Annotated in this window: 21 protein-coding genes; 12 read left to right on the forward strand and 9 right to left on the reverse strand. The window is 60.8% G+C overall.

Features of this window, described 5'->3' with window-relative positions:
- Positions 1-251: 251 nt before the first annotated feature.
- Positions 252-452 (reverse strand): hypothetical protein, encoded by a 201-nt coding sequence (locus tag C5F71_RS19315; RefSeq protein ID WP_029297082.1) that lies wholly within the window; start codon positions 450-452, stop codon positions 252-254.
- Between the two features lie 537 nt (positions 453-989).
- Here C5F71_RS19315 and pcaR point away from each other — a divergent pair.
- From pcaR to pcaC, 11 genes are all read left to right on the forward strand, one after another.
- Complete coding sequence (pcaR, locus tag C5F71_RS19320; RefSeq protein WP_029297080.1) at positions 990-1832, forward strand: pca regulon transcriptional regulator PcaR; 843 nt, start codon at positions 990-992, stop codon at positions 1830-1832.
- A 174-nt stretch (positions 1833-2006) separates the two neighbouring features.
- On the forward strand, positions 2007-3353 hold the full coding sequence (locus tag C5F71_RS19325; RefSeq protein ID WP_029297078.1) for an MFS transporter: 1347 nt from the start codon (positions 2007-2009) through the stop codon (positions 3351-3353).
- 231 nt (positions 3354-3584) lie between these two features.
- Positions 3585-4442 carry a CoA transferase subunit A gene (locus C5F71_RS19330; RefSeq protein WP_029297076.1) on the forward strand — a complete coding sequence of 286 codons (858 nt, stop codon included), beginning with the start codon at positions 3585-3587 and terminating at the stop codon, positions 4440-4442.
- On the forward strand, positions 4442-5221 hold the full coding sequence (locus C5F71_RS19335) for a CoA-transferase subunit beta (RefSeq protein ID WP_029297074.1): 780 nt from the start codon (positions 4442-4444) through the stop codon (positions 5219-5221). The genes C5F71_RS19330 and C5F71_RS19335 overlap by 1 nt, the downstream gene beginning before the upstream one ends.
- Positions 5218-6423, forward strand: a complete 1206-nt coding sequence (gene pcaF, locus C5F71_RS19340; protein ID WP_169852022.1) for a 3-oxoadipyl-CoA thiolase — start codon at positions 5218-5220, stop codon at positions 6421-6423. The genes C5F71_RS19335 and pcaF overlap by 4 nt, the downstream gene beginning before the upstream one ends.
- Positions 6424-6451: 28 nt before the next feature.
- Positions 6452-7156 carry a protocatechuate 3,4-dioxygenase subunit beta gene (pcaH, locus tag C5F71_RS19345; protein ID WP_070995774.1) on the forward strand — a complete coding sequence of 235 codons (705 nt, stop codon included), beginning with the start codon at positions 6452-6454 and terminating at the stop codon, positions 7154-7156.
- A gap of 1 nt (position 7157) precedes the next feature.
- A complete protein-coding gene (gene pcaG / locus C5F71_RS19350; protein WP_104911743.1) occupies positions 7158-7724 on the forward strand; it encodes a protocatechuate 3,4-dioxygenase subunit alpha in 567 nt (188 codons plus the stop codon).
- Positions 7725-7907: 183 nt separating this feature from the next.
- Positions 7908-9203, forward strand: a complete 1296-nt coding sequence (locus C5F71_RS19355) for an MFS family transporter (protein WP_029297066.1) — start codon at positions 7908-7910, stop codon at positions 9201-9203.
- Positions 9204-9213: 10 nt separating this feature from the next.
- Complete coding sequence (locus C5F71_RS19360; protein WP_104911744.1) at positions 9214-10578, forward strand: 3-carboxy-cis,cis-muconate cycloisomerase; 1365 nt, start codon at positions 9214-9216, stop codon at positions 10576-10578.
- Positions 10579-10588: 10 nt separating this feature from the next.
- A complete protein-coding gene (gene pcaD, locus C5F71_RS19365; RefSeq protein WP_104911745.1) occupies positions 10589-11380 on the forward strand; it encodes a 3-oxoadipate enol-lactonase in 792 nt (263 codons plus the stop codon).
- A gap of 222 nt (positions 11381-11602) precedes the next feature.
- Positions 11603-11995 (forward strand): 4-carboxymuconolactone decarboxylase, encoded by a 393-nt coding sequence (gene pcaC, locus C5F71_RS19370; protein WP_029297061.1) that lies wholly within the window; start codon positions 11603-11605, stop codon positions 11993-11995.
- A gap of 47 nt (positions 11996-12042) precedes the next feature.
- On the opposite strand, the gene C5F71_RS19375 is transcribed toward pcaC, so the two are convergent.
- The 6 genes from C5F71_RS19375 to C5F71_RS19400 form a co-directional block, all read right to left on the reverse strand.
- Positions 12043-13623: a M91 family zinc metallopeptidase gene (locus C5F71_RS19375; RefSeq protein ID WP_104911746.1), complete on the reverse strand. Its 1581-nt coding sequence runs from the start codon at positions 13621-13623 to the stop codon at positions 12043-12045.
- 167 nt (positions 13624-13790) lie between these two features.
- Positions 13791-14690: a polysaccharide deacetylase family protein gene (locus tag C5F71_RS19380; protein ID WP_029297056.1), complete on the reverse strand. Its 900-nt coding sequence runs from the start codon at positions 14688-14690 to the stop codon at positions 13791-13793.
- 84 nt (positions 14691-14774) lie between these two features.
- Complete coding sequence (locus tag C5F71_RS19385; protein ID WP_104911747.1) at positions 14775-16025, reverse strand: OprD family porin; 1251 nt, start codon at positions 16023-16025, stop codon at positions 14775-14777.
- A 166-nt stretch (positions 16026-16191) separates the two neighbouring features.
- Entirely contained in the window at positions 16192-17649 is a 1458-nt protein-coding gene (adeC, locus tag C5F71_RS19390) for an AdeC/AdeK/OprM family multidrug efflux complex outer membrane factor (RefSeq protein ID WP_029297052.1), read from the reverse strand.
- Positions 17649-20816: an efflux RND transporter permease subunit gene (locus C5F71_RS19395; protein WP_029297050.1), complete on the reverse strand. Its 3168-nt coding sequence runs from the start codon at positions 20814-20816 to the stop codon at positions 17649-17651. The genes adeC and C5F71_RS19395 overlap by 1 nt, the downstream gene beginning before the upstream one ends.
- A gap of 3 nt (positions 20817-20819) precedes the next feature.
- Positions 20820-21959: an efflux RND transporter periplasmic adaptor subunit gene (locus C5F71_RS19400; RefSeq protein WP_029297047.1), complete on the reverse strand. Its 1140-nt coding sequence runs from the start codon at positions 21957-21959 to the stop codon at positions 20820-20822.
- Between the two features lie 265 nt (positions 21960-22224).
- Between C5F71_RS19400 and C5F71_RS19405 the strand changes: the two genes are divergently transcribed.
- Positions 22225-22857: a TetR family transcriptional regulator gene (locus C5F71_RS19405; RefSeq protein WP_029297045.1), complete on the forward strand. Its 633-nt coding sequence runs from the start codon at positions 22225-22227 to the stop codon at positions 22855-22857.
- 334 nt (positions 22858-23191) lie between these two features.
- Here C5F71_RS19405 and C5F71_RS19410 read toward each other — a convergent pair whose 3' ends face one another.
- Together C5F71_RS19410 and C5F71_RS19415 are read right to left on the reverse strand one after the other, a co-directional pair.
- A complete protein-coding gene (locus C5F71_RS19410; RefSeq protein ID WP_092234132.1) occupies positions 23192-24247 on the reverse strand; it encodes an alkene reductase in 1056 nt (351 codons plus the stop codon).
- 26 nt (positions 24248-24273) lie between these two features.
- On the reverse strand, positions 24274-25440 hold the full coding sequence (locus C5F71_RS19415) for an MFS transporter (protein WP_032858023.1): 1167 nt from the start codon (positions 25438-25440) through the stop codon (positions 24274-24276).
- Positions 25441-25442 lie beyond the last annotated feature (2 nt).

Consider the following 25442-nt stretch of genomic DNA (forward strand, 5'->3'; position numbering starts at 1 on the left):
TAACATTCTTCAACGAATTAGTTTGGAGGAGGGGTGCGGCTATCAGATATTCCGCTGGTTTGGCAACTCATTGATTTGTAAAGAATAGAGGGGGCGGAGCGGGGTGCGACAATTAAGGTAAGGCGGCTGAAACGGCTGTATGAAATTTCGTAATGGCGCCGAAACTGACGATTGGAGGGCATGCCCAAGGCGCCCCTGCCAGGAGGTGCTGGCAGGGCGGTGACTGGCCAGGGGGCTCAGTCCAGCAGAGCTTATGGCTCTTCGGCCTTGAGGTCCTTTTCGATCTTTTGGATTTCCTGGGCAAACGCCTGGTCGAGCAGGCTGGCTCGTTTGCGCCATGGTTTGCGTTCCGGCTCCGGTTGGGCGGCGTAGGTGGTGACTTCCCCGCCGTAAACATCCTTGTAACGTTGCTCCTGGCGCTCAAGTTCCGCGCGCAGTTCGTCTTTCGTCACATTGCTACCTAATTGAGTTGAGTTTGATTCCGGTGAAGCGCGATATCAGGAAGAGGCATACGACTCACCACTTCTGAATTGCGCGCGGCCACGGCACCGGGGAAGTACAACTGTCGTAGCAACAGTTTTCTTTTTCAGGCTGGGTACATGCGGCCAAGGCCTGGATAAGGCAAGGGCTGGGTTCAGCGGGATCAAAGATCGCGCGTCAGGCCCACTTCACATTGTCGCAGAGTGCATTATAGCGGCGCATTTGAATAAGACTATCGTCAACAAGTTAAAAAACGTCAACTTGGCCTGGTGAGAGGGTAGTTCAATAGTGTCGAGAAGTTGGCGCCACTTGCTTAATAACCGGCATGTGACAGTTGAAAGTAAAATTGGCATTAATTAAGTCAACACTGCTGCGCCTGATCCAGGTAGCCAACAAATTGCGATTATCGAATGATCGTCCGATAATCGCCCAATCTTGGCGCCCCTGCCTTGTACATCTGCCGCGCGGCGGCTTGTAATGGCGCTTGAAAATAAGAGAAAGGACCTGAAATGAACGATCAATTGCGCAACTCCTTTGCCTCAGTGGCGCCGCCGATCGTTGCGTCACCGGCCAAACGCATCCAGGCGTTTACCGGCGACCCGGATTTCATGACCTCCCTGGCACGCGGGCTGGCCGTTGTGCAGGCGTTCCAGGAGCGCAAGCGCCACCTGACCATCGCGCAGATCAGCCATCGCACAGAAATCCCCCGCGCTGCCGTCAGGCGTTGCCTGCATACCTTGATCAAACTCGGCTACGCCACTACCGACGGGCGCACCTACTCGCTGTTGCCCAAGGTCCTGACCCTGGGGCATGCCTACCTGTCGTCCACACCCCTGGCGGTTTCTGCCCAGCCCTACCTGGACCGCATGAGCGAGCAGCTTCACGAAGCCTGCAACATGGCGACCCTGGAAGGTGACGACATCCTCTATATCGCCCGCTCCGCCACGACTCAGCGCCTGATCTCGGTGGATCTGTCGGTCGGTGGCCGGCTGCCGGCCTATTGCACGTCCATGGGGCGGATCTTGCTGGCCGCCCTGGATGATGCGTCGCTGCAGGACTACCTCGATCATGCCGACCTGCAAACCAAGACCAGCCGCACCCTGACCACGCCCGAAGCGTTGCTGGAATGCCTGCAACAAGTGCGGCAACAGGGTTGGTGCATCGTTGACCAGGAACTGGAGCAGGGCCTGCGTTCCATTGCCGTGCCGGTGTATGACGCGTCTGGCCAGGTGCTGGCTGCGCTGAACGTCAGCACCCATGCCGGCCGGGTCAGCCGTAGCGAGCTGGAGCAACGCTTCCTGCCGAGCATGCTTAGCGCCAGCCAGGAGCTGAGTGCCCAGTTGTTTGCTTAAGCTGTTCGGTGACCGCACAGATCCCGGTTTGGTGAATTGACGGTGTTTCCCCTGGCTTATTAATGTCGCGGCAGCGTGATTGACCGCGATGGCGTACGCCGCAGGTCTGATTTCGCTCCAATAATAATGACGACTCACCGTCGTCCGCCCGCCATCGGTGTGGAAATAAAAACAATGAATCAGCCTTCGCCTTCTGTTGGTACATGTCTGGACGTGCAGTCCTTTATCAACGCGCAACCTTTGTCCCGCTATCAATGGCGGGTGGTGATCCTGTGTTTCCTGATTGTCTTTCTCGATGGCCTGGATACTGCGGCCATGGGCTTCATTGCGCCGGCGCTGTCCCAGGATTGGGGGATCGACCGTGCCAGCCTCGGCCCGGTGATGAGTGCGGCGTTGATCGGCATGGTTTTTGGCGCCTTGGGCTCGGGGCCCTTGGCCGACCGGTTCGGGCGCAAGGTGGTGCTGGTGGGGGCCGTGCTGGTGTTCGGCGCCTTCAGCCTGGCCTCGGCCTACAGCACCAACGTTGATCAGCTACTGGTGTTGCGGTTCCTGACCGGCCTGGGCCTGGGCGCCGGAATGCCGAACGCGACGACATTGCTGTCTGAATACACCCCGGAGCGCCACAAGTCGTTGTTGGTGACCAGCATGTTCTGTGGTTTCAACCTGGGCATGGCCGGTGGCGGGTTTATCTCGGCCAAGCTCATACCGCTGTTCGGCTGGCACAGCCTGCTGCTGATCGGCGGCATCCTGCCCCTGATCCTGGTGGGGGTGCTGCTGCTGTGGCTGCCGGAGTCGGCGCGCTACCTGGTGGTGCGCAATCGCGGCACCGACAAAGTGCGCAAGGCCCTGGCACCCATCGACCCGGCCACCGTCGCCCAGGCCGCCAGCTTCAGTGTCCCGGAACAGAAAACCGTCAAGGCGCGCAATGTGTTCGCGGTGATCTTCTCCGGCACTTACAGCACCGGCACCTTGTTGTTGTGGCTCACGTACTTCATGGGCCTGGTGATTGTGTACCTGCTGACCAGTTGGTTGCCGACCCTGATGCGTGACAGCGGTGCCAGCATGGAACAGGCGGCGTTCATCGGCGCGTTGTTCCAGTTTGGTGGCGTACTCAGCGCCGTGGGCGTGGGCTGGGCCATGGACCGGTTCAATCCGCACAAGGTCATCGGTACTTTCTACCTGCTGGCTGGGGTGTTTGCCTACGCCGTGGGCCAAAGCCTGGGCAATATCACCCTTTTGGCCACCCTGGTGTTGATCGCCGGGATGTGTGTCAACGGTGCGCAATCGGCCATGCCTTCGCTGGCCGCGCGGTTCTACCCGACCCAGGGGCGCGCCACGGGTGTCTCGTGGATGCTGGGGATTGGACGTTTTGGCGCGATCCTCGGCGCATGGATGGGCGCCACCTTGCTGGGGCTGGGCTGGAACTTCGAGCAGGTGCTGACGGCGTTGGTGATTCCGGCTGCATTGGCCACCACTGCGGTGTTGATCAAAGGCCTGGTTAGTCATGCGGATGCCACCTGAGATTTAAGGCCGGCACGCTTCAAAAGTGTGGGAGCAAGCCCGCTCCCACATGGACGGTGCTCACATTGAATTCAGGGGTGTTTGGCGGAATGTTAGCCAAGCAACAATCTGTTCGATTATCGAACGGATAGTCGATTATCGGATTGTTTGGCTCCAGACCCCGGCTTACTCTTCAAGCACTTCGGCGCTGCCTCCAGCGCCTTTTTCGACCTACATCGGGAGCCCAACCCCATGGCTGAAATCCTTTCGCTGGCTGATGCGGTAAAGCAGTTCGTCAATGACGGTGATACCGTCGCGCTCGAAGGCTTTACCCACCTGATCCCTACAGCGGCAGGTCATGAAATCATTCGTCAGGGCAAGAAAGACCTGACGCTGGTACGCATGACGCCCGACCTGATCTACGACCAACTGATCGGTGCCGGCTGTGCACGCAAGTTGATTTTCTCGTGGGGCGGCAACCCTGGCGTGGGTTCCCTGCATCGCCTGCGGGACGCGGTCGAGAAGCAATGGCCGCAACCGTTGGAGATCGAAGAACACAGCCATGCGGACCTGGCCAACGCCTACGTGGCCGGCGCTTCCGGCTTGCCGTTCGCGGTGTTGCGGGCGTATGCCGGTTCCGACCTGCCCAAGGTCAACCCGTTGATCAAGACCGTGACCTGCCCCTTCACTGGCGAAGTGCTGGCGGCGGTGCCGTCGGTGCGCCCGGACATCACCGTGATCCATGCGCAAAAGGCCGATCGCAAGGGCAACGTGCTGTTGTGGGGGATCCTTGGGGTGCAGAAAGAGGCGGCATTGGCGGCCAAGCGTTGCATCGTCACCGTCGAAGAGATCGTCGATGACCTCAACGCGCCGATGAACGCCTGCGTGCTGCCGACCTGGGCCCTGACCGCCGTGTGCCATGTGCCGGGTGGCGCGCATCCGTCCTACGCCCACGGTTACACCGAACGCGACAATCGCTTCTATCAAGCCTGGGACCCGATCGCTCGGGATCGTGGGACGTTTACCGCCTGGATCGATGAATACATCCATGGCACCGCCGACTTCAGTCAATTCCAGGCCAAGCTGGCTGCGGCCCAGGAGGCCAAGTAATGACTTACTCGACCAATGAAATGATGACCGTCGCCGCCGCGCGTCGCCTTAAAAACGGCTCGGTATGCTTCGTCGGTATCGGCCTGCCGTCCAAGGCCGCCAACCTTGCGCGCCTGACGTCTTCGCCGGATGTGGTGTTGATCTACGAGTCCGGCCCGATTGGCGCCAAGCCTTCGGTACTGCCGCTGTCCATTGGCGACGGCGAACTGGCGGAAACCGCCGATACCGTAGTCCCCACCGGTGAGATTTTTCGCTACTGGCTGCAAGGCGGGCGCATTGACGTCGGCTTTCTAGGCGCGGCCCAGGTCGACCGTTTCGGCAATATCAACACCACCGTGGTCGGTGACTATCATCAGCCCAAGGTGCGCCTGCCGGGCGCCGGTGGCGCGCCGGAAATCGCCGGTTCCGCCAAGAGCGTGCTGATCATCCTCAAGCAGTCGTCCCGTTCGTTTGTCGACAAACTGGACTTCATTACCTCGGTCGGCCATGGCGAAGGCGGCGATTCGCGCAAGCGCCTCGGCCTGCCAGGCGCAGGCCCGGTAGGGATTATTACCGACCTGTGCATCATGGAACCGGAAGAGGGCACCCACGAATTTGTGGTCACGGCTTTGCACCCAGGCGTGACCCGCGAGCAAGTGATCGCCGCCACCGGCTGGGCGGTGCGCTTTGCCGATCAACTCGGCACCAGCGCCGAGCCCACCGACATCGAACTGAACGCCTTGCGCGACCTTGAAGCCCGTACCGCCGCCGCCCATGGCCAAACCCCAGGAGAAGCCTGATGCGCGACGTGTTTATCTGTGATGCGATCCGCACCCCCATCGGCCGCTTCGGCGGTGGCCTGTCCACGGTGCGCGCCGATGACCTGGCGGCCTTGCCGATCAAGGCACTGATGGCGCGCAACCCGTCGGTGGACTGGACCGCGGTCGACGAAGTGTTCCTCGGCTGCGCCAACCAGGCTGGCGAAGACAACCGCAACGTGGCCCGCATGGCTTCGCTGTTGGCCGGCTTGCCATCGAGCATCCCTGGCGTGACCCTCAACCGTTTGTGTGCCTCGGGCATGGACGCCATCGGCACCGCGTTCCGCGCCATCGCCAGTGGCGAAATGGAGCTGGCGATTGCCGGTGGCGTCGAGTCGATGTCCCGTGCGCCGTTCGTGATGGGCAAGGCCGATGCCGCGTTCTCGCGCAACATGAAGCTGGAAGACACCACCATCGGCTGGCGTTTTATCAACCCGTTGATGAAGGCCCAGTACGGCGTCGATGCCATGCCGCAGACCGCTGATAACGTGGCGGACGACTATAAAGTCTCGCGCGCCGACCAGGACGCCTTCGCCTTGCGCAGCCAGCAACGCACGGCCGCTGCCCAGGCTGCCGGGTTCTTCGCTGAAGAAATCGTGCCGGTGCGGGTCGCCCATAAAAAAGGCGAGACCCTGGTGGAGCACGACGAGCATCCACGCGCCGACTCCAGCCTCGAGGCGCTGGCCAAGCTCAAGCCCGTCAATGGTCCGGACAAGACCGTCACCGCCGGCAACGCCTCCGGCGTCAACGATGGCGCTGCAGCCTTGATTCTGGCCAGCGCCGAAGCCGTGAAAAAGCACGGCCTGACTGCCCGCGCCCGGGTGTTGGGCATGGCTAGCGCCGGGGTCGAACCTCGTGTGATGGGCATCGGCCCGGTGCCTGCGGTGCGCAAACTGGTTGAGCGCCTGGGCCTGGCCGTCAGCGACTTTGATGTGATCGAACTCAACGAAGCCTTTGCCAGCCAAGGCCTGGCGGTGCTGCGCGAGTTGGGCCTGGCGGACGACGCAACCCAGGTCAATCCCAACGGTGGCGCAATTGCCTTGGGCCATCCGCTGGGCATGAGCGGTGCGCGCCTGGTGTTGACCGCGCTGCATCAACTGGAAAAAACCGGCGGCAGCAAAGGCCTGGCGACCATGTGTGTTGGCGTCGGCCAAGGCCTGGCCCTGGCGATTGAACGCGTTTGAGACTGACAAGAATAAAGAGGATGACTCCATGAGTGACAAGCCCGGATACCGGCGCCCGCAAGCGGGTACTCAGCCTGATTACCTGCACCCGGCGTACCAATCGACGAACCTGCGTTCGCCGTCCAAGCCGTTGGTGTTTCTGCCCCATTCGCTATCGGAAATCACCGGCCCGACCATCGGCGCCGAACGCATTGCCGAGCACGACAATGACCTGACTGCCCAGCACGATGGCGAACCCCAAGGCGAGCGCATCATCATTCACGGTCGGGTCCTGGATGAAAATGGCCTGCCTGTGCCGGGCATCCTGGTCGAGATCTGGCAGGCCAACGCTGCCGGTCGCTACAACCACAAGCGCGACTTGCACGATGCGCCCCTGGATCCGAACTTCACCGGCACCGGTCGCACCGTTACCGACGCCGATGGCTGGTACCAGTTCCAGACCATCAAGCCTGGCGCTTATCCGTGGGGCAATCATCACAACGCCTGGCGTCCGGCACACATTCACTTCTCGCTGTTCGGCCCCAGCGTGCTGACGCGCTTGGTGACCCAGATGTACTTCCCTGGCGACCCGCTGCTGGCCTATGACCCGATCTACAACTGCGTGCCCGACACTTCGGCCAAGGAACGCCTGATCGCCAGTTTCGATCTGGAAAAGACCGTGCCGCACTACGCCCTCGGCTACCGCTGGGACATCGTCCTGCGCGGCCGTGACGCCACGCCGATGGAGAAATGACATGACCCTTAACGCAACCACGTCCCACACCGTCGGGCCGTACTATCACATCGGCCTGACCTGGCTGAACCGCGAAGACCTGGCCAACGCCGGTACCCTCGGCGAGCGCGTGGCGATCACCGGGCAAGTGGTGGATGGCAATGGCGATGTGGTCAACGACGCCATGCTGGAAGTCTGGCAGGCCAACGCCGCCGGCAAATATGACCACCCCGAGGATGACCAGGACAAAGCCCTGGACCCCAACTTCGAAGGGTTTGGCCGGGTCCCGGTGGATGGTGAAGGGCGTTTCCGTTTCAGCACCATCAAGCCCGGCAGCGTGCCGGGCCTCAAGGGCACAACCCAGGCGCCGCATTTGGTGGTGTTGGTGTTTGCCCGTGGTTTGGTGAAGCACTTGCTGACGCGGATTTATTTCGAGGGCGAGTCGGCCAATGGCGATGACCCGTTGCTGGCGTGTGTGCCGGCAGAGCGGCGGCGGACCTTGGTGGCCAAGGCGGATGCGTCGGGGGTTTATCAGTGGAACGTGGTGCTGCAGGGGACAGATGAAGAAACGGTGTTTTTCGATTACTGAGTAGTCTGAAAGGGCCCCATCGCGGGCAAGCCCGCTCCCACATTGGAATGCGATCACCTGTGGGAGCTGGCTTGCCTGCGATGAGGTCGGTACAGGCGCCCACAATCCAAAGGTCTGCTTGCGGAACGAGGTTGTTGCAAAGTATGTCTAGACTCTAACCCGTTCCCCTCGAGTGAAAACAACATGACAACGAATACCAGTCACTACACCGGAGAAGAACGCAGCAAAAGGATTTTTGCGATTGTCGGGGCCTCTTCCGGCAACCTGGTCGAATGGTTCGACTTCTACGTGTACGCCTTCTGCGCCATCTATTTTGCCCCGGCGTTTTTCCCCTCCGACGACCCCACGGTGCAACTGCTCAACACCGCGGGCGTATTCGCCGCAGGCTTTCTGATGCGCCCCATCGGTGGCTGGCTGTTTGGCCGGGTCGCCGACAAGCACGGGCGCAAGAACTCCATGATGATCTCGGTGCTGATGATGTGTGCCGGCTCGCTGGTCATCGCTTTTCTGCCCACCTATAAAGACATCGGCGCCTGGGCGCCGGCGCTGCTGCTGATGGCGCGCTTGTTCCAGGGCCTGTCGGTGGGCGGCGAGTACGGCACCACGGCAACCTACATGAGTGAAGTTGCACTCAAGGGCCAGCGCGGCTTCTTCGCGTCGTTCCAATACGTGACATTGATCGGCGGGCAACTGCTGGCGGTGTCGGTGGTGGTGATCCTGCAACAACTGCTCACCGAAGACGAACTGCGGGCCTGGGGCTGGCGCATTCCGTTTGTGATCGGTGCGGTGGCGGCGGTGATTTCGCTGTTGCTGCGCCGCTCCCTGAAAGAAACCACCAGCAAGGAAATGCGTGACAACAAGGACGCCGGCAGCATTGCCGCGCTGTTCCGTGATCACAAGGCCGCGTTTATCACCGTGCTCGGCTACACCGCTGGCGGCTCGCTGATTTTCTACACCTTCACCACCTACATGCAGAAGTACCTGGTGAATACCGCCGGCATGCACGCCAAGACCGCCAGCTACATCATGACCGGTGCGCTGTTCCTCTACATGTGCATGCAGCCGCTGTTCGGCATGCTCTCGGACAAGATCGGCCGCCGTAACTCGATGCTCTGGTTTGGCGCCCTCGGCACCCTGTGCACGGTGCCGATCCTGCTGACCCTGAAAACCGTGACCAGCCCGTTCCTGGCCTTTGTACTGATTACCCTGGCGCTGGCGATTGTGAGTTTCTACACCTCCATCAGCGGCCTGGTAAAAGCGGAAATGTTCCCGCCACAAGTACGCGCCCTCGGTGTAGGCCTGGCCTATGCGGTGGCCAATGCGATCTTCGGTGGTTCGGCGGAATACGTGGCCCTGGGCCTGAAGTCCATCGGCCTGGAAAACACCTTCTACTGGTACGTGACCGGCATGATGGCCATTGCGTTCCTGTTCAGCCTGCGCCTGCCGAAACAGGCTGAGTACTTGCACCACGATCTGTAAGGGATGAGTTATGACACTGCGCACGAGCAACCAATTGTTCGACGCTTACTTCACCGCCGATAGCATGGCCGAGGTGTTCTGTGACCAGGGACGCTTGCAGGGCATGCTGGATTTTGAAGCCGGATTGGCCCGGGCGCAGGCCCGGGTCGGGTTGATCCCGCCGGCCGCCGTGGCGCCGATTGCCCAGGCCTGCCTGGCCTCGTTGTATGACGTGGATGCCCTCGGCGTAGCGATTGCCACGGCGGGCAATTCGGCGATTCCGTTGGTCAAGGCCCTGGGCAAGTTGATTGCCAGTGAAGACGCCGGCGCCGAGCGGTATGTGCATCTGGGCGCCACCAGCCAGGATGTGATGGACACCGGCCTGGTGTTGCAACTGCGCCAGGCGCTGGTGCTGATCGAGGCAGACCTGGCCCGGCTGGGCGCGGTGCTCGCCACCCAGGCGCAGCGTTATGCCGACGTGCCATTGGCCGGGCGTACCTGGTTACAGCACGCCACGCCGGTCACCCTGGGGATGAAAATCGCCGGTTGGCTGGGGGCGGTGACGCGCAGTCGCCAACGGCTGCAGGAGTTGAAGCCACGCCTGCTGGTCCTGCAATTCGGCGGGGCGTCCGGCACCTTGGCGGCGTTGGGCGAACAGGCGATGCCAGTGGCGCAAGCCCTGGCGGCGGAGTTGCAACTGACGCTGCCGGAACAACCCTGGCATACCCAGCGTGATCGGCTGGTGGAGTTTGCCAGCGTCCTTGGCCTGATCGCCGGCAGCCTCGGCAAGCTCGGTCGCGATATCAGCCTGTTGATGCAGACCGAAGCGGCGGAAGTGTTCGAGCCGTCGGCACCGGGCAAGGGCGGTTCCTCGACCATGCCGCACAAACGCAACCCGGTGGGCGCCGCTGTACTGATCAGTGCGGCCACCCGTGTGCCTGGCCTGGTATCGACGATGTTCAGCGCCATGCCCCAGGAACACGAACGCAGCCTGGGCCTGTGGCATGCCGAGTGGGAGACCTTGCCCGAAATCTGCCGCCTGGTGTCCGGCGCCTTGCACCAAGCGCTGCTGGTGAGCGAAGGCCTGGAAGTCGACGCGCAACGCATGGGCAAAAATCTCGACCTGACCCAGGGGCTGGTGCTGGCCGAAGCCGTCAGTATCGTGCTCGCCCAGCGCCTGGGACGTGAAACCGCCCATCACTTACTGGAGCAGTGCTGCAAACGCGCCGTCGCCGAGCAGCGCCATTTGCGCGCGGTGTTGGCCGATGAGCCGCAAGTCACCGCAGAGCTGTCGGCGCTGGAGTTGGATCGCCTGCTGGACCCGGCGCATTACCTGGGCCAGGCACAGACCTGGGTCAGCCGCGCCGTGGCCGAACACTTTGCATTTTCTGCCTGAGGAGGCTGCTGTGGGATCTGTACAACTCGCCGATGGCGAACTGAATTACCAACTGGAAGGCCCCGAAGGTGCGCCGGTATTGGTGCTGTCCAACTCACTGGGCACTGACCTACGGATGTGGGACACGCAAATGCCGGCGTTCACCGAGCACTTTCGGGTGCTGCGCCTCGATACCCGTGGCCACTGCAAATCCCTGGTTACCGCAGGCCCCTACAGCATCGAACAGCTAGGGCGGGATGTGCTGGCGCTGCTGGATGCGCTGAACATCGAACGCGCGCATTTCTGCGGCTTGTCCATGGGCGGCCTGATTGGCCAGTGGCTGGGCATCAATGCTGGCGAGCGCTTGCTCAAACTGGTGGTGTGCAACACCGCAGCGAAAATCGGCACTGCGGATATCTGGAACCCTCGAATAGAAATGGTCCTGCGCGATGGCCCGGCGGCCATGGTGGCGCTGCGCGATGCGTCGATTGCGCGCTGGTTTACCGCAGATTTTGCCCAGGCTCATCCCGAGCAGGCCCAGCGGATTACCGACATGCTGGCCGCCACCGATCCCGCCGGTTACGCCGCCAACTGTGGCGCGGTGCGCGATGCCGATTTTCGCGAGCAAGTGTCGTTGATCAGCGTGCCGACCCTGGTGATCGCCGGTACCGAAGATGCGGTGACACCGCCGTCTGGCAGCCGCTTTATCCAGGAGCAGGTACGGGGGGCTGAGTACGCCGAGTTCTACGCGGCACACCTGTCCAACGTACAGGCCGGGGCTGCGTTCAGCGATCGGGTGCTGGCCTTTTTGTTAGCTGATTGATGGGGTTTGGGTTTGGTTGTGGTTGTGGTTGTGGTTGTGGTTGTGGCGAGCGGGCTTGCCCCGCGCTGGGCTGCGCAGCAGCCCTAAAATCAGTCACCTCGGACTATCTGATAAAACACTGCGATCTTGTTGGGGCTGCTACGCAGCCCAGCGCGGGGCAAGCCCGCTCGCCACAACAAGCCCGCTTCTCACGGCAGGCCCGCACCAATACAGGAGAATTTTGTGGACGAGAAACAACGTTATGCCGATGGCCTCAAGGTCCGTCGTGAAGTGCTGGGCGATGCCCATGTCGATCGCAGCCTCAATGCCCTGACCGAGTTCAACAGTGAGTTCCAGGAAATGATCACCCGCCACGCCTGGGGTGACATCTGGACCCGCCCGGGTTTGCCCCGGCACACTCGCAGCCTGATCACCATCGCGATGCTGATCGGCATGAACCGCAACGAAGAGCTCAAGCTGCACCTGCGGGCCGCCGCCAGCAATGGCGTGACCCGCGCCGAGATCAAGGAAGTGCTGATGCAGAGCGCGATCTACTGTGGGATCCCGGCGGCCAATGCGACCTTCCACCTGGCGGAGTCGGTATGGGATGAGTTGGGGGTTGAGTCGCGCGGTTGAGGGCGGCTTCTCCCAATCATGCATCGCTCAGGGCGGCTGATTATTGCTCAGTCAATGTGATAGTAAGACTTGCGCAGGGGAAAGCCCATTTCTTCACGCAGCGCATTTTCGGTAAAGGTCTTGGGGTTGGTTGTCGTGGGGGGAGTGGCGCGGTCGTTGTCAAAATCAAAGGCCGCTGCATCGATCTCCACGCCAACGGCTTGTCGCTCTGAGTTGGGCTCTGGAAACTCCAGATCAGGTCGGGTGGTTGTACCCGGTAAGAAAGTGCCATTGGCGCCGTTATAGGCATGTGCCATTTCATGGTAGAGGTCGACTATCGGCGGTACGAGGGTGGGAGTGAATATGATGCGCGGGTTGCTGTGTATCGTCGCGCTGGTCGCCACCGAACCCTTGGTATTGTCGTGGATGAAACCTAACTGTGCGGACTCGCTGATATCGTCATAGTCCTTGAGTTGTTTGTCGGTTTCTCTTGTGAACGCGTTGGCGAACGAATAGTTAGAGCGGGTCAAGGTTTCTTTGATCGTGACGGGAGCACCATTGCGCTCGGCGGCCTGGTCTAACTCGGAGAGCATCTTTTGCGCAGTCGGCGAGTTTCTAAAGAACTCAAGATCATCTTCTGTACGCTGTCGGAACTTATCTGTGCCTTCGATATTCAAGCCCTTATTGCCGGCATCGCTTATTGTGACTTGTCTTAATGTAGAACCGGGAACCCGGCACACACGATCCCCAGCATCGGCATAGACTTTGTCGCGGGCATCGTTTGCAAAGACGGTATCCCGGCCCCGCCCGGTATAAAAGGTGGTAGGGCCTCTTCCGTACATAAAGTCCTGGCCGGGGCCACCGTGCATCACGTTAAAGGGGCTTTCGCTGATCATGAAGTCGTCGCCTGCGCCCCCATCCATGTAGCTGAATGTACCTTTGCTCCCGGCGCCAGAAAACATCTGGTCTCTGCCGGCATTTCCATACATCACGGATTTACCGGTCCCGCCTTTCATTTTGTCATCGCCACTGTTGCCTTCGGCATAACCGGCCCCGCTGCCCAGGGTGATGTCATCATTTCCAGCCCCGCCATAGACTGCAGTCAAACCACTGCCAAGGGCTTCAATCTGGTCATTGCCTCTGCCACCTTCAATGGTGATGGGTACGGTGACGCTGGGATCAACCTTGATTTTGTCATTGCCGCCTTTGGATTTTATGTGCAGTTCTTCAGGGTAGTTTTCATGGTTGTTGAGCTTTAAAGTGTAGTGAGCGCCATTGACTTGCAAGTTGATTTCGTTGGCTGAAGGTTGGCTGACTTTTATAGTGTCTGCTTTGTCTCCGGTTTCGATTTGAAGTACGTTGTTGATATTTCTATAGTTATCCTCTTTCTCAATTGTCCAGGAGGATTTATGGATAACTTTTATGTTGTTATCGCTAAAGAGTGGCGCCGAGTTTGTGTAGTTTGGGTATTTCTCGACGTAATTCTGCTCGGGTAGGAGTTTTGACTTTGATGTAAAGCGGGTGGTCGCTTCTTGTATGTGGGGGCTTTGAATTACGGTAACGGCGGGAGTGGTTCTTTGGCCGGAAGTTTCGGAGGGTGGGGAAGAAAGGGTGACGTTGGGATATGTTGCAGCAGGTAAGTTAACCATTACAGACTCTCGCTAGGACGTATGCACTTTGAGAGTCGGTGGTGGGTTGTTGGGTAAACGTTCCTGAAGAAAGTAATACCGGTTTTTTAAATGACTTAAAGTATCTGGCTCAAAATATTCGACAGATACTCATGGAGAAGGTGTGTTTTATTCCGGGTTCACGCGCCTCATCGGGCGTCCGCGTCCCACACCCAATTCCACATACCGGGCAACTGCACCACCTCGTGGAGGTCTTTTACCGTGCGGGCCAGGGCGCCACGTTCCAGCGCCGAGCGGTCGCTGTAGAACGGTTCAGCGGCAGTTTTCAAGCCATTGGCCTGGGCGCTGTCCATCAGGATCTGCAGGTATTCCTGCAGGTGCCGGGCGGTATAGCGGTTGATGTCGTGAAAGGTGACGACCACGGGAATCACCCCGTCGACGGTCGGCAACTGGCCCAGGGCAATGCGTTCGCGCACCAGCGACAGCTGCCGCAACAGGTTGGCGCGGCGCTGGGGGCTGGCATTGAAGCCCCAGATCTTGCCGTCATTGGCACTTAAATCGGTCAACAGAATATGCATACCGTGGCGCTGGTACGCGGCGAAGGTCCGTCGGTCGTAGTTCCAGAACGGTGGGCGTACCAGCCTCGGTGCGGCGCCGGTGATCGAGGCGATGCTCGCGGCGCCCTGGCGCAGGGTCTGTTCCAGGTCGTTGTCATTGAGCAGACGGTGATTGCTGTGCCAGCGCGTGGCAGTGTGAAACGCCAGGATATGGCCAGCAGCGTGCTCACGCGCCATGGTCTTGCGCCCGCGCGGGCTGCCACCGGCGCGCCAGGCGTCGGTCTGTAAAAAGAAGATCGCCTTGATCCCCGGTTGCACCGGGTTGTCGGCCAGATCCTGAATCACCGAACGGCTGGGGTTGGCGTAGCCCGAAGCACTGGGGCCATCATCGAAGGTCAGCAAAAAGCGGATCGGCGCCTGGGTTTGCAGGCGTTGTTCGGTCAGTGGCGTCAACGCTACGGGCGCGCCGATGCAGCCACTGAGGCAAAGTGCCAGGGCGAACAGGGCGGTAGCGAGGACGGCGGGCTTCATGGTGTGCGCGGGCTCAGGTAAAGGCCGCTACTGAGTGGGATCAGCAGCGGCAGGCGCGCACCATACAGCAAGATTGTCGCCGGTTTACAGCAGACTTATCGGATAGCTGACGATCAACCGGTTTTCATCAAATTCGTTGTTGCTGTAGTCCCGACGCATGCTGGAATTGCGCCAGCGCAGGGTAAGGTTTTTCAGGCTGCCGCTTTGCACGGTGTAGCCGACTTCGCTTTCCCGGCCCCATTCCTTGCCGTCGCTGACGGTGGCGGTATGCACGTTGCTGCCGCTGATGTAGCGGTTCATCAGGGTCAGCCCGGGCACGCCGAGCGCGGCGAAGTTGTAGTCATGGCGCAGCTGCCAGGATTTTTCCTCGGCGTTGTCATAGCTGGCATTGAAGCTGTCGTTGGCCAGGGTGCCGCCGCTGGTGCCATTGACCCGCATCCACGCGCTATTGCCGCTGAGTTTTTGCAGGCCGACGTAGAAGGTGTTGCCGCCGTACTTGGCCGAGAACAGGCCGGACCAGGTCTTGTTGTCCAGGTTGCCGGCACGGGCGCTGCCGGCCTCCTTGCCGTAGAAGAAGCCCAGGTTGGCGCCCAGGGTCCAGTCGCCCACGGGCTGGCTGTGGGTCAGGTTGAGGTATTGCTGGCGGTAGATGTCCTTGAGCTGGGCATTCCACACGCCGACCTGGGTGCGCTTGTCGTTGAATGCATATTCGGCGCCCTGGAAGTTGAAACGATCGGAGGTGAAGGCGGTTTTACCGAACATCGACATGTCGGTCATGCTGCTGTCATCACGCGGGCTGTTGGCGCGGAACTGGCCGCCATACAGGCTCAGGCCGTCGATCTCTCTGGAGGTGATCTGCCCGCCGCGCAGGGTTTGCGGCAGGGAGCGACCGTCGTCCGAACGCAGGATCGGCAACACCGGCATCCACTCGCCGACTTTCAGCTCGGTCTTGGAAAACCGCGCCTTGAACGCCACCCCCAGGCGACCGAAGTTATCCGCTGGTTTGCCGTCGTGATCCAGGGGCAGCAGTTGAGTGCCGCCAGAGCCGCCGCCGCCGTCGAGCTTTTGCGAGTACATACCCAGCACGTCCACGCCAAAACCCACGGTGCCCTGGGTGAAGCCGGACTTGGCGTCGAGGATGAAACTCTGCGTCCACTCCTGCGCACCGCCCTGGGTCTTGGTCGGGTCGGTGAAATTGCGGTTGAAGAAGAAGTTGCGCAGGTTGAGGTTGGCGCTGGCATCTTCGAGAAAGCCGTGTTCTTCGGCGACAGCGGGAAGGGCAAGGCTGGCGACAGCGGTAGCCAGCAATAGCCGGCGAGGGTGCAAAGTGCTCATGGCGTGGGACCTGTTGTTATTGGTGGTTTTCAGGTGCGGGCCATGGTGCGTGGCGTTGCTGGGGCGATTCAATTGGGGGAGGGCGGGTTTTGGGCGGTGATCGCACGAAACTGTGCGCCCATGAAAAAGCCCACCAAAAGGTGGGCTTCGTGTGTCGCTACGCCGCTCAGAACAACTTGAGTTTCGGCGCTTCTTCTTTCACTGGCTCATTCTTCGCCGTCTGTTCGTTCCAACCGCCACCGAGGGCCTTGTACAAGGTCACTTCGCTGGTCAGTTGGGCCAGGCGGTCGGTGATCAGCGTTTGCTGGGCAGCGAACAGCTGGCGTTGGGCGTCGAGGAAGGTCAGGTTGCTGTCGACACCAATGCGGTAGCGACGCTCTGCCAGACGGTAGTAGTCCTGGTTCGCCGAGACGAAATCACGCTGGGCCTGCAACTGTTGGTTGTAGGTCGCACGTGCCGCCAGGCCGTCGGAGACTTCCTGGAACGCGGTCTGGATCGACTTCTCGTAGGTCGCGACGTTGATCTCTTTCTGGATCTTCGAGTAGTCCAGGCTTGCGCGCAGGCTACCGGCGTTGAAGATCGGGATGTTGATCTGTGGCGCGAACGACCAGGTACCCGAGCCGCCCTTGAACAGGCCGCCGAGGTCCGGGCTCAACGTACCGGCATTGGCGGTCAGGCTGATGCTCGGGAAGAACGCAGCCCGTGCCGCGCCGATATTGGCGTTGGCAGCCTTGAGGTTGTGCTCGGCCTGCAGGATGTCGGGACGACGTTGCAGCAGGTCTGAAGGCAGGCCAGCCGGTACTTCGCTCAACAGGTCGTCGGACAGCGGCTGAGTAACGAGATTCGCCGGCAGGCCGGTGCCCAGCAGCAGGGTCAGGTTGTTTTCGTCCTGGGCCACCTGGCGGGTGTAGCGGGCCAGTTGCACACGGGCGCTTTCAACCGAGGTGCGCGCCTGGCTCAAGTCCAGGGCCGAGGCTACGCCGACTTCGTTGCTGCGCGAGGTGAGCTTGAAGCTCTGCTCGTAGGCGGCCAGGGTGTCCTGGGTCAGCTTGAGCAGTTCCTTGTCCGCTTGCCAGGTCAGGTAGGCATTGGCCACGCTGGCCACCAGGCTGATCTGCGTGCTGCGGCGCGCTTCTTCAGTGGCGAAGTATTTCTGCAACGCTTCTTCGCTCAGGCTGCGTACCCGGCCGAACAGGTCCAGCTCGTAGGCGTTGATCCCGAGGGTCGCCGAGTAGGAGCTGGTGATGTTCGATTCGCCGGTTTGCGAGGCCCGTGCCGGAACGCGCTGGCGGCTGCCGCTGCCATTGGCGCCGACGGCCGGGAACAGGTCCGCACGCTGGATGCGGTACTGCGCGGCAAAGGCGTCGATGTTCAGCGCGGCGACGCGCAGGTCACGGTTGTTGACCAGTGCAACCTGGATCAACTGTTGCAGGGCAGGGTCGTGGAAAAACTGCTTCCAGCCCTGTTCGGCCGCGGCCTGGCTCGGCGCCTGGGCCGACGAATACGCCGGCCCCTGCGGGAATTGGGCGGCAACCGGCGCTTCAGGCTGCTGATAGTCAGGGATCAGCGAGCAGCCACTGAGCACAAATGCCGTGACTGCCAGGGAAAGTAGCGACTTGCGCATTAGCCAGCCTCTTTAGGAGTTTGCGGTGTATCGGACTTGTCAGTTTTTTTCCGGCTGCCAATGGCGGACACGGTCACGAAGAACAGTGGCACCCAGAAGATCGCCAGGACGGTAGCGGTGATCATACCGCCAATTACCCCGGTACCGATTGCGTGTTGGCTGCCCGAACCTGCGCCCGAGGAGATCGCCAGCGGCAGTACACCGAGGACGAACGCCATGGACGTCATGATGATCGGACGCAGACGCATGCGGGACGCTTCGATGGCCGCCTCGACGATGCCCTTGCCCTGTTCATGCAGCTCCTTGGCGAACTCCACGATCAGGATGGCGTTCTTCGAGGCCAGGCCCACGGTCACCAACAACCCCACCTGGAAGAACACGTCGTTGGACAGTCCCCGCAGGCTGGTAGCCATCAGTGCACCGATTACACCCAGCGGCACAACCAGCACCACCGCAATCGGGATCGACCAGCTTTCGTACAGCGCTGCCAGGCAGAGGAACACGACCAGCAACGACAGGGCGTACAGCGCAGGCGCCTGGGAGCCGGACAAGCGTTCTTCATAGGACAGGCCGGTCCAGGCATAGCCCACACCCGCTGGCAGTTGCTTGGCGATACGCTCGACTTCTGCCATCGCGTCACCGGTGCTGTAGCCCGGCGCCGGGGTCCCGAGGACTTCCATTGCCGCTACGCCGTTGTACCGCGACAGTTTCGGCGAACCGAAGATCCAGTTGCCAGAGGCAATGGCTGATAACGGCACCATTTTCCCGTCGTCGGCGCGTACGTACCATTTGTTCAGGTCTTCCGGGGACATCCGGCCAGCGGCATCGCCCTGGATATAGACCTTCTTCACTCGACCACGGTCGATGAAGTCGTTGATGTAGCTGCCACCCAGGGCAATCGCCAGGGTCTGGTTGATGCTCGACAGGCTGATGCCCTGGGCGCTGGCCTTCTCGTCGTCGATGGTCAACTCATACTGCGGCTCATCGTTCACACCGTTTGGACGCACGCCAGCAAGAATCTTGCTTTGGGCCGCCATGCCGAGGAACTGGTTACGGGCGTTCATCAAGGCATCGTGACCAACACCGCCCTGATCCTGCAGGAACACGTCGAACCCCGTTGCGTTACCCAGCTCCAGTACCGAAGGCGGCACGATGGCGAACACCATGGCGTCCTTGAAGGTCTGGGAGAAGTAACCCTGGGCCCGCTTGGCCACCTCGAATACCGACATCGAGGCATCCCGCTCGTCCCATGGCTTGAGCATCACAAACGCCAGGCCCGAGCTTTGGCCACGACCGGCAAAGTTGAAGCCGTTGACGGTAAACACCGACTTCACGGCCGAACCTTCACCCGGTTCGCCTTCCTTGTCGTTGAGCAGGTAGGCACGCATGTCGTCGATCACGGTTTGCGTACGCTCGGCGGAAGAACCGACCGGCGTCTGCACCTGGGCGAAGATCACACCCTGGTCTTCCTCGGGCAGGAACGCGCTCGGAATACGGGTGAACAGCCAGATCATGCCGGCGAAGATGATCAGGTACACCAGGAACGAAGGCGCCTTGTGCTTGATCATGTTGCCCACGCCACGCTCGTAGCTCAGTACGCCACGGTCGAAGGTGCGGTTGAACCAGCCGAAGAAACCACGCTTGGGTTGCCCGTGTTTCTCAGGGTCGATCGGCTTGAGCATGGTGGCGCACAAGGCCGGGGTGAAGATCAGTGCAACCAGCACCGACAGGGCCATCGCCGACACAATGGTGATGGAGAACTGTTTATAGATCACACCCGTGGAGCCGCCAAAGAATGCCATCGGCAGCAGTACCGCCGACAGTACCAGGGCAATACCCACCAGGGCGCCCTGGATCTGGCTCATGGACTTGACCGTCGCCTCCTTGGGCGACAGGTGTTCCTCGGCCATCACCCGCTCGACGTTTTCCACCACCACGATCGCATCGTCCACCAGCAAGCCGATGGCCAGGATCATGCCGAACATGGTCAAGGTGTTGATGGTGAAGCCGAAGGCCGCGAGGATGCCGAATGTACCCAGCAATACCACCGGTACCGTCATGGTGGTGATGATGGTGGCGCGAAAGTTCTGCAGGAACAGGTACATCACCAGGAACACCAGGATGATCGCCTCGACCAGGGTATCGACTACCCCGGAAATCGATTCGGTCACCACGGGGGTGGTGTCATAGGGAACCACGGCTTTCATGCCAGGCGGGAAGAACGGCTCCAGGGACGCGACCGTGGCGCGGATGGCCTTGGCGGTGTCCAGGGCGTTGGCGCCCGAGGCCAGTTTGATCGCCATGCCGGAAGCCGGCTTGCCGTTGAACTGGGCGCTGATGCTGTAGTTCTGACCACCCAGCTCGACCCGGGCGACATCGCCCAGGCGCACTTGGGAGCCATCGCTGTTCACGCGCAGCAGGATCTTTTCAAACTGCTCGGCGCTTTGCAGACGGGTCTTGCCGATGATGGTGGCGTTCAACTGAGTGCCGGGCAGAGCAGGCAGGCCGCCCAGTTGGCCGGTGGCCACCTGTACGTTCTGGGCCTGCACGGCGGCGCTGACATCCACCGGGGTCATCTGGAAGTTGTTCAACTTGGCCGGGTCCAGCCAGATACGCATGGCGTACTGGGAACCGAAGACCTGGAAGTCACCGACGCCAGACGTCCGTGAAATCGGGTCCTGGATGTTGGAAACGATGTAGTTGGACAGGTCATCCTTGGTCATGGTGCCGTCTTCGGACACCAGGCCGATCACCATGAGGAAGTTCTTCACCGACTTGGTTACGCGGATCCCTTGCTGCTGCACTTCTTGCGGCAGCAATGGGGTCGCCAGGTTGAGCTTGTTCTGCACCTGAACCTGAGCGATGTCGGGGTTGGTCCCCTGGTTGAACGTCGCGGTGATGGTCATGCTGCCGTCGGAGTTACTGTCCGAGGCCACATAACGCAGGTTGTCGATACCGTTGAGCTGTTGCTCGATCACCTGCACCACGGTGTCCTGCACGGTTTGTGCGGACGCGCCTGGGTAGGTCACCTGGATATCAATGGCGGTTGGCGCGATGGCCGGGTATTGGTTGATGGGCAACTTCAGGATCGACAGTGCCCCGACCAGCATGATTACCAGGGCTATTACCCAGGCAAAAATGGGACGGTCGATAAAAAATTTCGACATGTATTACTCCCCTTTGCCAGCAGCGGCAGGAGCAGTACCGGCAGGCTTGGCGTTGGTGGCTTCCTTCGCTTCAACCGTGATGCCCGGCTTGATGAACTGCAAGCCTTCGGTGATCACACGGTCACCGGCATTCAGGCCCTTTTCCACCAGCCAGTAGGCACCGGCGGTACGGTTGGCCACCAGCACGCGCTGTTCAACCTTGTTGTCGGCAGTCACCACCAGCGCCGTCGGGATACCCTTGATGTCGCGGGTCACGCCCTGTTGAGGGGCGAGGATTGCTTTGCTGTTCACACCGGCCTGCAATTGCGCGTGGACAAACATGCCCGGCAGCAGGGTGTGGTCAGGGTTGGGGAACACGGCGCGCAGGGTTACCGAACCGGTGGTCTGGTCGACCGACACTTCGGAGAACTCCAGGCGGCCTTGCTGGCTGTATTCGCTGCCGTCTTCCAGGGTCAACTTGACCATGGCCGCGTTTTCACCGGCTTTTTGCAGTTGGCCGCTTTCCAGGTCGCGACGCAGCTTCAGCATCTCGGTGGACGACTGCGTGACGTCGACGTAGATCGGGTCCAACTGCTGGATCACGGCCATGGCATCGGCCTGGCCATTGCTGACCAGTGCGCCCTCAGTGACCGAGGAGCGGCCGATACGCCCGGAAATCGGGGCGAATACCTTGGTGTAGCGCACGTTGATCTGGGCGCTCTGCAGGTTGGCTTCCGAGGTCATGCGGTTGGACACGGCGGTGTCGTATTCCTGGCGGCTGACGGCCTGCTCGTTGACCAGTTGCTTGTAGCGGTCGGCAATCGACTTGGTCTGCTGCAGGTTGGCCTGGGCGCTTTTCAGGGTGGCCTCATAGACCGACGGATCGATCTGATAGAGCTGCTGGCCTTCCTTGACGTCGCCGCCTTCCTTGAACAGGCGCTTGAGAATGATGCCGTTGACCTGCGGGCGCACTTCCGCGATGCGGAACGCAGTGGTGCGCCCCGGCAATTCGGAGGTCAGGGTATAGGCTTGAGGTTGAATGGTGACCACGCCGACCTGAGGGGTTTGAGCGGGCGGCGCCGCTTCTTCCTTTTTACATCCGCTGAGCAGCGATGCCAGGGCGACGGCAGTGACCAGAGCGGTAACAGCTGGCTTAAGTTGCATGAAGATCCTCGGGTCAGGCGCGCTTTATGCGCACAAGAAGTGTGGAAGGGTAAAAAACAGGCATTGAGTAGATAAGTAGCTTGCTAGGCAATATACTTACGTTCATGGTTGTTTGTAAACTCTTGACAGGCTTCGCGGATTCCTTACAAGGCAGCGCTGAAAGCCTCGATTCTATTACGTTCGGCGCCCATGAAGGTGTCGTCCCATAATTATTCAGAAGGTGGTCATCAACCACCGCTCGTGTCCTGATTGAGGTGTTACTGCCATGGTTCGTCGTACCAAAGAGGAAGCTCAGGAAACGCGTAGCCAAATACTTGAAGCCGCCGAGCAAGCCTTTTATGAGCGCGGCGTTGCGCGCACTACGTTGGCAGATATCGCGGCCAGGGCAGGGGTGACGCGGGGCGCGATCTATTGGCACTTCAGCAACAAGTCGGACCTGTTGCAGGCACTGCTCGACACGCTGCACGAACCGCTGGACGAATTGGCCAGGGCCAGTGAAAGCGAGGATGAGGTAGATCCGCTGGGCTGCATGCGCAAGCTGCTGATCCATCTTTTTCATCAGGTGGCCCTGGACCCGAAGACTCGGCGCATAAATGAGATCCTGTTCCATAAGTGCGAATTTACCGATGAAATGTGCGACATGCGCCGTCAGCGCCAGACCCACAGCCTTGAGTGCAACCTGCGCATCGGCCTGACGCTGCGCAATGCAGTCCACCGCGGGCAACTCCCGGAAAACCTCGACACCGCTCGCGGGGCGGTGTGCATTCACGCTTATATCAATGGGCTTATTGGCCAGTGGCTACTGGTGCCTGACAGCTTCGAGCTGTATCAGCAGGCCGAGCGTCTGGTGGATATAGGGCTGGACATGCTGCGCCTGAGCCCGGGCCTGCGCAATTGATACAAAATGCGTAATTACGTTCGTTTGTGTCAACAGTAAAGCCCAAGGACGGTCAATCGTCCTTCCGACTTATTTGTGGGGTGACTTTATATACGCGCTGGCGCCGGGTTGAAAGGTAGCCGGCTAAGTATTTTGTAGCGATATTGTTGCATTGCTGTGAAGGAGTGTTTCCTACAACGGATGGCTCACATAAAAAGCCCCGGCTCTCACGAACCGGGGCTTTTGCGTTTCTGCTTTTGTGTAGGCGCGAGCGTGCTCGCGAAGAACGTAAACGATAACGCAGTGCATCTGGTTTATTGCGGCGTTCTCAGGTTTTTCGCGAGCACGCTCGCTCCTACAGTGGCAGGGTCGGGTAGTCGATGTAACCGACCGGGCCCTTGGCGTAGAAGGTCTGTGGGTTCGCTTCATTCAGCGGTGCATCGGCCTGGAGGCGCGCCGGCAGGTCCGGGTTGGCGATAAACGGTACGCCAAAGGCCACCGCATCCGCCTTGCCCGAAGCCAGCCAGGTGTTGGCGCTGTCCTTGGTGAAGCGCTCGTTGACGATGTACGGGCCACCGAACGCGGCCTTCAGTTGTGGGCCCAGGCTGTCGCCGGCTTCTTTTTCGCGGGCGCAGATAAAGGCGATGCCACGCTTGCCCAGTTCACGGGCGACGTAAGTGAAGGTTTCTGCCAGGTTGTCATCGCCCATGTCGTGGAGATCGCCCCGCGGCGACAAATGCATGCCCACGCGGCCGGCGCCCCAGACTTCGATCACTGCATCGGTCACTTCCAGCAACAATCGTGCACGGTTTTCCAGGGACCCGCCGTACTCGTCAGTGCGCTGGTTGGTACTGCTTTGCAGGAACTGGTCGAGCAGGTAACCGTTGGCGCCGTGCACTTCCACCCCATCAAAACCGGCAGCCTTGGCGTTTTCGGCACCCGCGCGGTAGGCGTCGACGATATCCGCGATTTCTGCGGTTTCCAGGGCGCGTGGGGTCGGGTAGTCCGCCAGCGGGCGCACCAGGCTGACATGGCCTGCCGGCTGGATGGCGCTCGGTGCCACCGGGGCTTCGCCGTCCAGGTAGGACGGGTGCGAGATACGCCCTACATGCCACAGCTGCAGGAAAATCTTGCCGCCTGCGCCATGCACGGCCTTGGTGATGTTGGTCCAGCCGCGCACCTGGTCGTTGGACCAGATGCCCGGGGTGTCCGGATAACCCACGCCCATCGGCGTCACCGAGGTGGCTTCGCTGAGGATCAGCCCGGCGGAGGCCCGCTGCACATAGTATTCAGCCATCAGCGCATTGGGTACGCGGCCGGCATCGGCACGGCAGCGGGTCAGTGGCGCCATGATGATGCGGTTGGACAGTTGCACATCGCCCAGTTTGATCGGATCGAAAATAGTCGTCATCGCAAACGCTCGTCTGTTCTAAGTGATTAATTAGTGGCCGGCGCCAGGTCGGCATCGCCGCTCTGGCGGAACGTGATCAGCGTGACCACCAGCGCCAGGATCGCCAGGGCTGCAGCCGCCAACGGCACGCTGGTCAGGCCGAAACCGTGGGCAATCACGCTGCCGCCAACCCAGGCGCCTAGCGCGTTGCCGATGTTGAAAGCGCCGATATTGAGGGTCGAGACCAGGTTGGGCGCGGCCTTGCCGAACGTCACCACGTTGATCTGCAGCGCCGGCACGGCGGCAAACGACGCGGTGGCCCAGAGGAACAGGGTGATTTCGGTGGGAATAATGGCGACGCTGGTCCAGGTCAAGGCGGTGGACACCACGGCCATGCTGATAAACACGCCGATCAGGGTGGCTGCCAGGCGCTTGTCCGCCAGCTTGCCGCCGATGATATTGCCCACGGTCAGGCCCAGGCCGATCAGCAGCAGGGTCCAGGTCACGCCTTTGGGTGAGATACCGGTTACATCCCCCAGCAGCGGCGCGACGTAGGTGAAGAGGGTGAACATCGACGCGGCAAACAGCGCAGTCATGCTCAACGACAACCAGATGCCGGCACCCTTGAGGGCCGCCAGTTCGGCGCGCATGTCGAGTTTTTCTTCATCCCGCTTGGCCGGCAGGAAGCGAATCAGGCCGATCAGCGCAATGACGCCAATCACCGTCACGGCCCAGAAGGTCGAGCGCCAGCCAGCTTCCTGGCCCAGCGCGGTACCCAGGGGCACGCCGAGTACGTTGGCCAGGGTCAGGCCGGTAAACATCAGGGCCACCGCCGACGCGCGCTTGTTGGCCGGTACCAGGTTGGCGGCCACTACCGAGCCGATCCCGAAGAACGCGCCGTGGCACAGCGCGGTCACCACACGGGCAAACATCAGCACGTTGTAGTCACTGGCCAGGGCACAGAGCAGGTTGCCGATGATGAAAATGCCCATCAGCGCTACCAGGGCGGCCTTGCGCGGCAGCTTGGCGGTGGCCAGTGCCATGAACGGGGCACCGATGGCCACGCCCAGGGCGTAGCCGGTCACCAGCCAGCCGGCGCCTGGAATCGACACACCGAGGTCGGCCGCCACATCGGGCAACAGGCCCATGATGACGAATTCGGTGGTGCCGATGGCGAAGGCGCTTAGGGCCAGTATGAGTAGCGAGAGAGGCATCG

Origin of the sequence: Pseudomonas sp. LG1D9, assembly GCF_002949995.1 — a bacterium.
Lineage (GTDB): Bacteria > Pseudomonadota > Gammaproteobacteria > Pseudomonadales > Pseudomonadaceae > Aquipseudomonas > Aquipseudomonas proteolytica.

What these genes read in the sequence shown, in the direction of transcription:
- C5F71_RS19410 (WP_092234132.1), bottom strand. Translation starts at nt 24,247, where the DNA reads ATGACGACTATTTTCGATCCGATCAAACTGGGCGATGTGCAACTGTCC.
- C5F71_RS19380 (WP_029297056.1), bottom strand. Translation starts at nt 14,690, where the DNA reads ATGAAGCCCGCCGTCCTCGCTACCGCCCTGTTCGCCCTGGCACTTTGC.
- C5F71_RS19395 (WP_029297050.1), bottom strand. Translation starts at nt 20,816, where the DNA reads ATGTCGAAATTTTTTATCGACCGTCCCATTTTTGCCTGGGTAATAGCC.
- C5F71_RS19385 (WP_104911747.1), bottom strand. Translation starts at nt 16,025, where the DNA reads ATGAGCACTTTGCACCCTCGCCGGCTATTGCTGGCTACCGCTGTCGCC.
- C5F71_RS19415 (WP_032858023.1), bottom strand. Translation starts at nt 25,440, where the DNA reads ATGCCTCTCTCGCTACTCATACTGGCCCTAAGCGCCTTCGCCATCGGC.
- pcaR (WP_029297080.1), top strand. Translation starts at nt 990, where the DNA reads ATGAACGATCAATTGCGCAACTCCTTTGCCTCAGTGGCGCCGCCGATC.
- C5F71_RS19375 (WP_104911746.1), bottom strand. Translation starts at nt 13,623, where the DNA reads ATGGTTAACTTACCTGCTGCAACATATCCCAACGTCACCCTTTCTTCC.
- C5F71_RS19400 (WP_029297047.1), bottom strand. Translation starts at nt 21,959, where the DNA reads ATGCAACTTAAGCCAGCTGTTACCGCTCTGGTCACTGCCGTCGCCCTG.
- C5F71_RS19325 (WP_029297078.1), top strand. Translation starts at nt 2,007, where the DNA reads ATGAATCAGCCTTCGCCTTCTGTTGGTACATGTCTGGACGTGCAGTCC.
- C5F71_RS19335 (WP_029297074.1), top strand. Translation starts at nt 4,442, where the DNA reads ATGACTTACTCGACCAATGAAATGATGACCGTCGCCGCCGCGCGTCGC.
- pcaG (WP_104911743.1), top strand. Translation starts at nt 7,158, where the DNA reads ATGACCCTTAACGCAACCACGTCCCACACCGTCGGGCCGTACTATCAC.
- pcaH (WP_070995774.1), top strand. Translation starts at nt 6,452, where the DNA reads ATGAGTGACAAGCCCGGATACCGGCGCCCGCAAGCGGGTACTCAGCCT.
- C5F71_RS19330 (WP_029297076.1), top strand. Translation starts at nt 3,585, where the DNA reads ATGGCTGAAATCCTTTCGCTGGCTGATGCGGTAAAGCAGTTCGTCAAT.
- C5F71_RS19360 (WP_104911744.1), top strand. Translation starts at nt 9,214, where the DNA reads ATGACACTGCGCACGAGCAACCAATTGTTCGACGCTTACTTCACCGCC.
- C5F71_RS19355 (WP_029297066.1), top strand. Translation starts at nt 7,908, where the DNA reads ATGACAACGAATACCAGTCACTACACCGGAGAAGAACGCAGCAAAAGG.
- C5F71_RS19405 (WP_029297045.1), top strand. Translation starts at nt 22,225, where the DNA reads ATGGTTCGTCGTACCAAAGAGGAAGCTCAGGAAACGCGTAGCCAAATA.
- adeC (WP_029297052.1), bottom strand. Translation starts at nt 17,649, where the DNA reads ATGCGCAAGTCGCTACTTTCCCTGGCAGTCACGGCATTTGTGCTCAGT.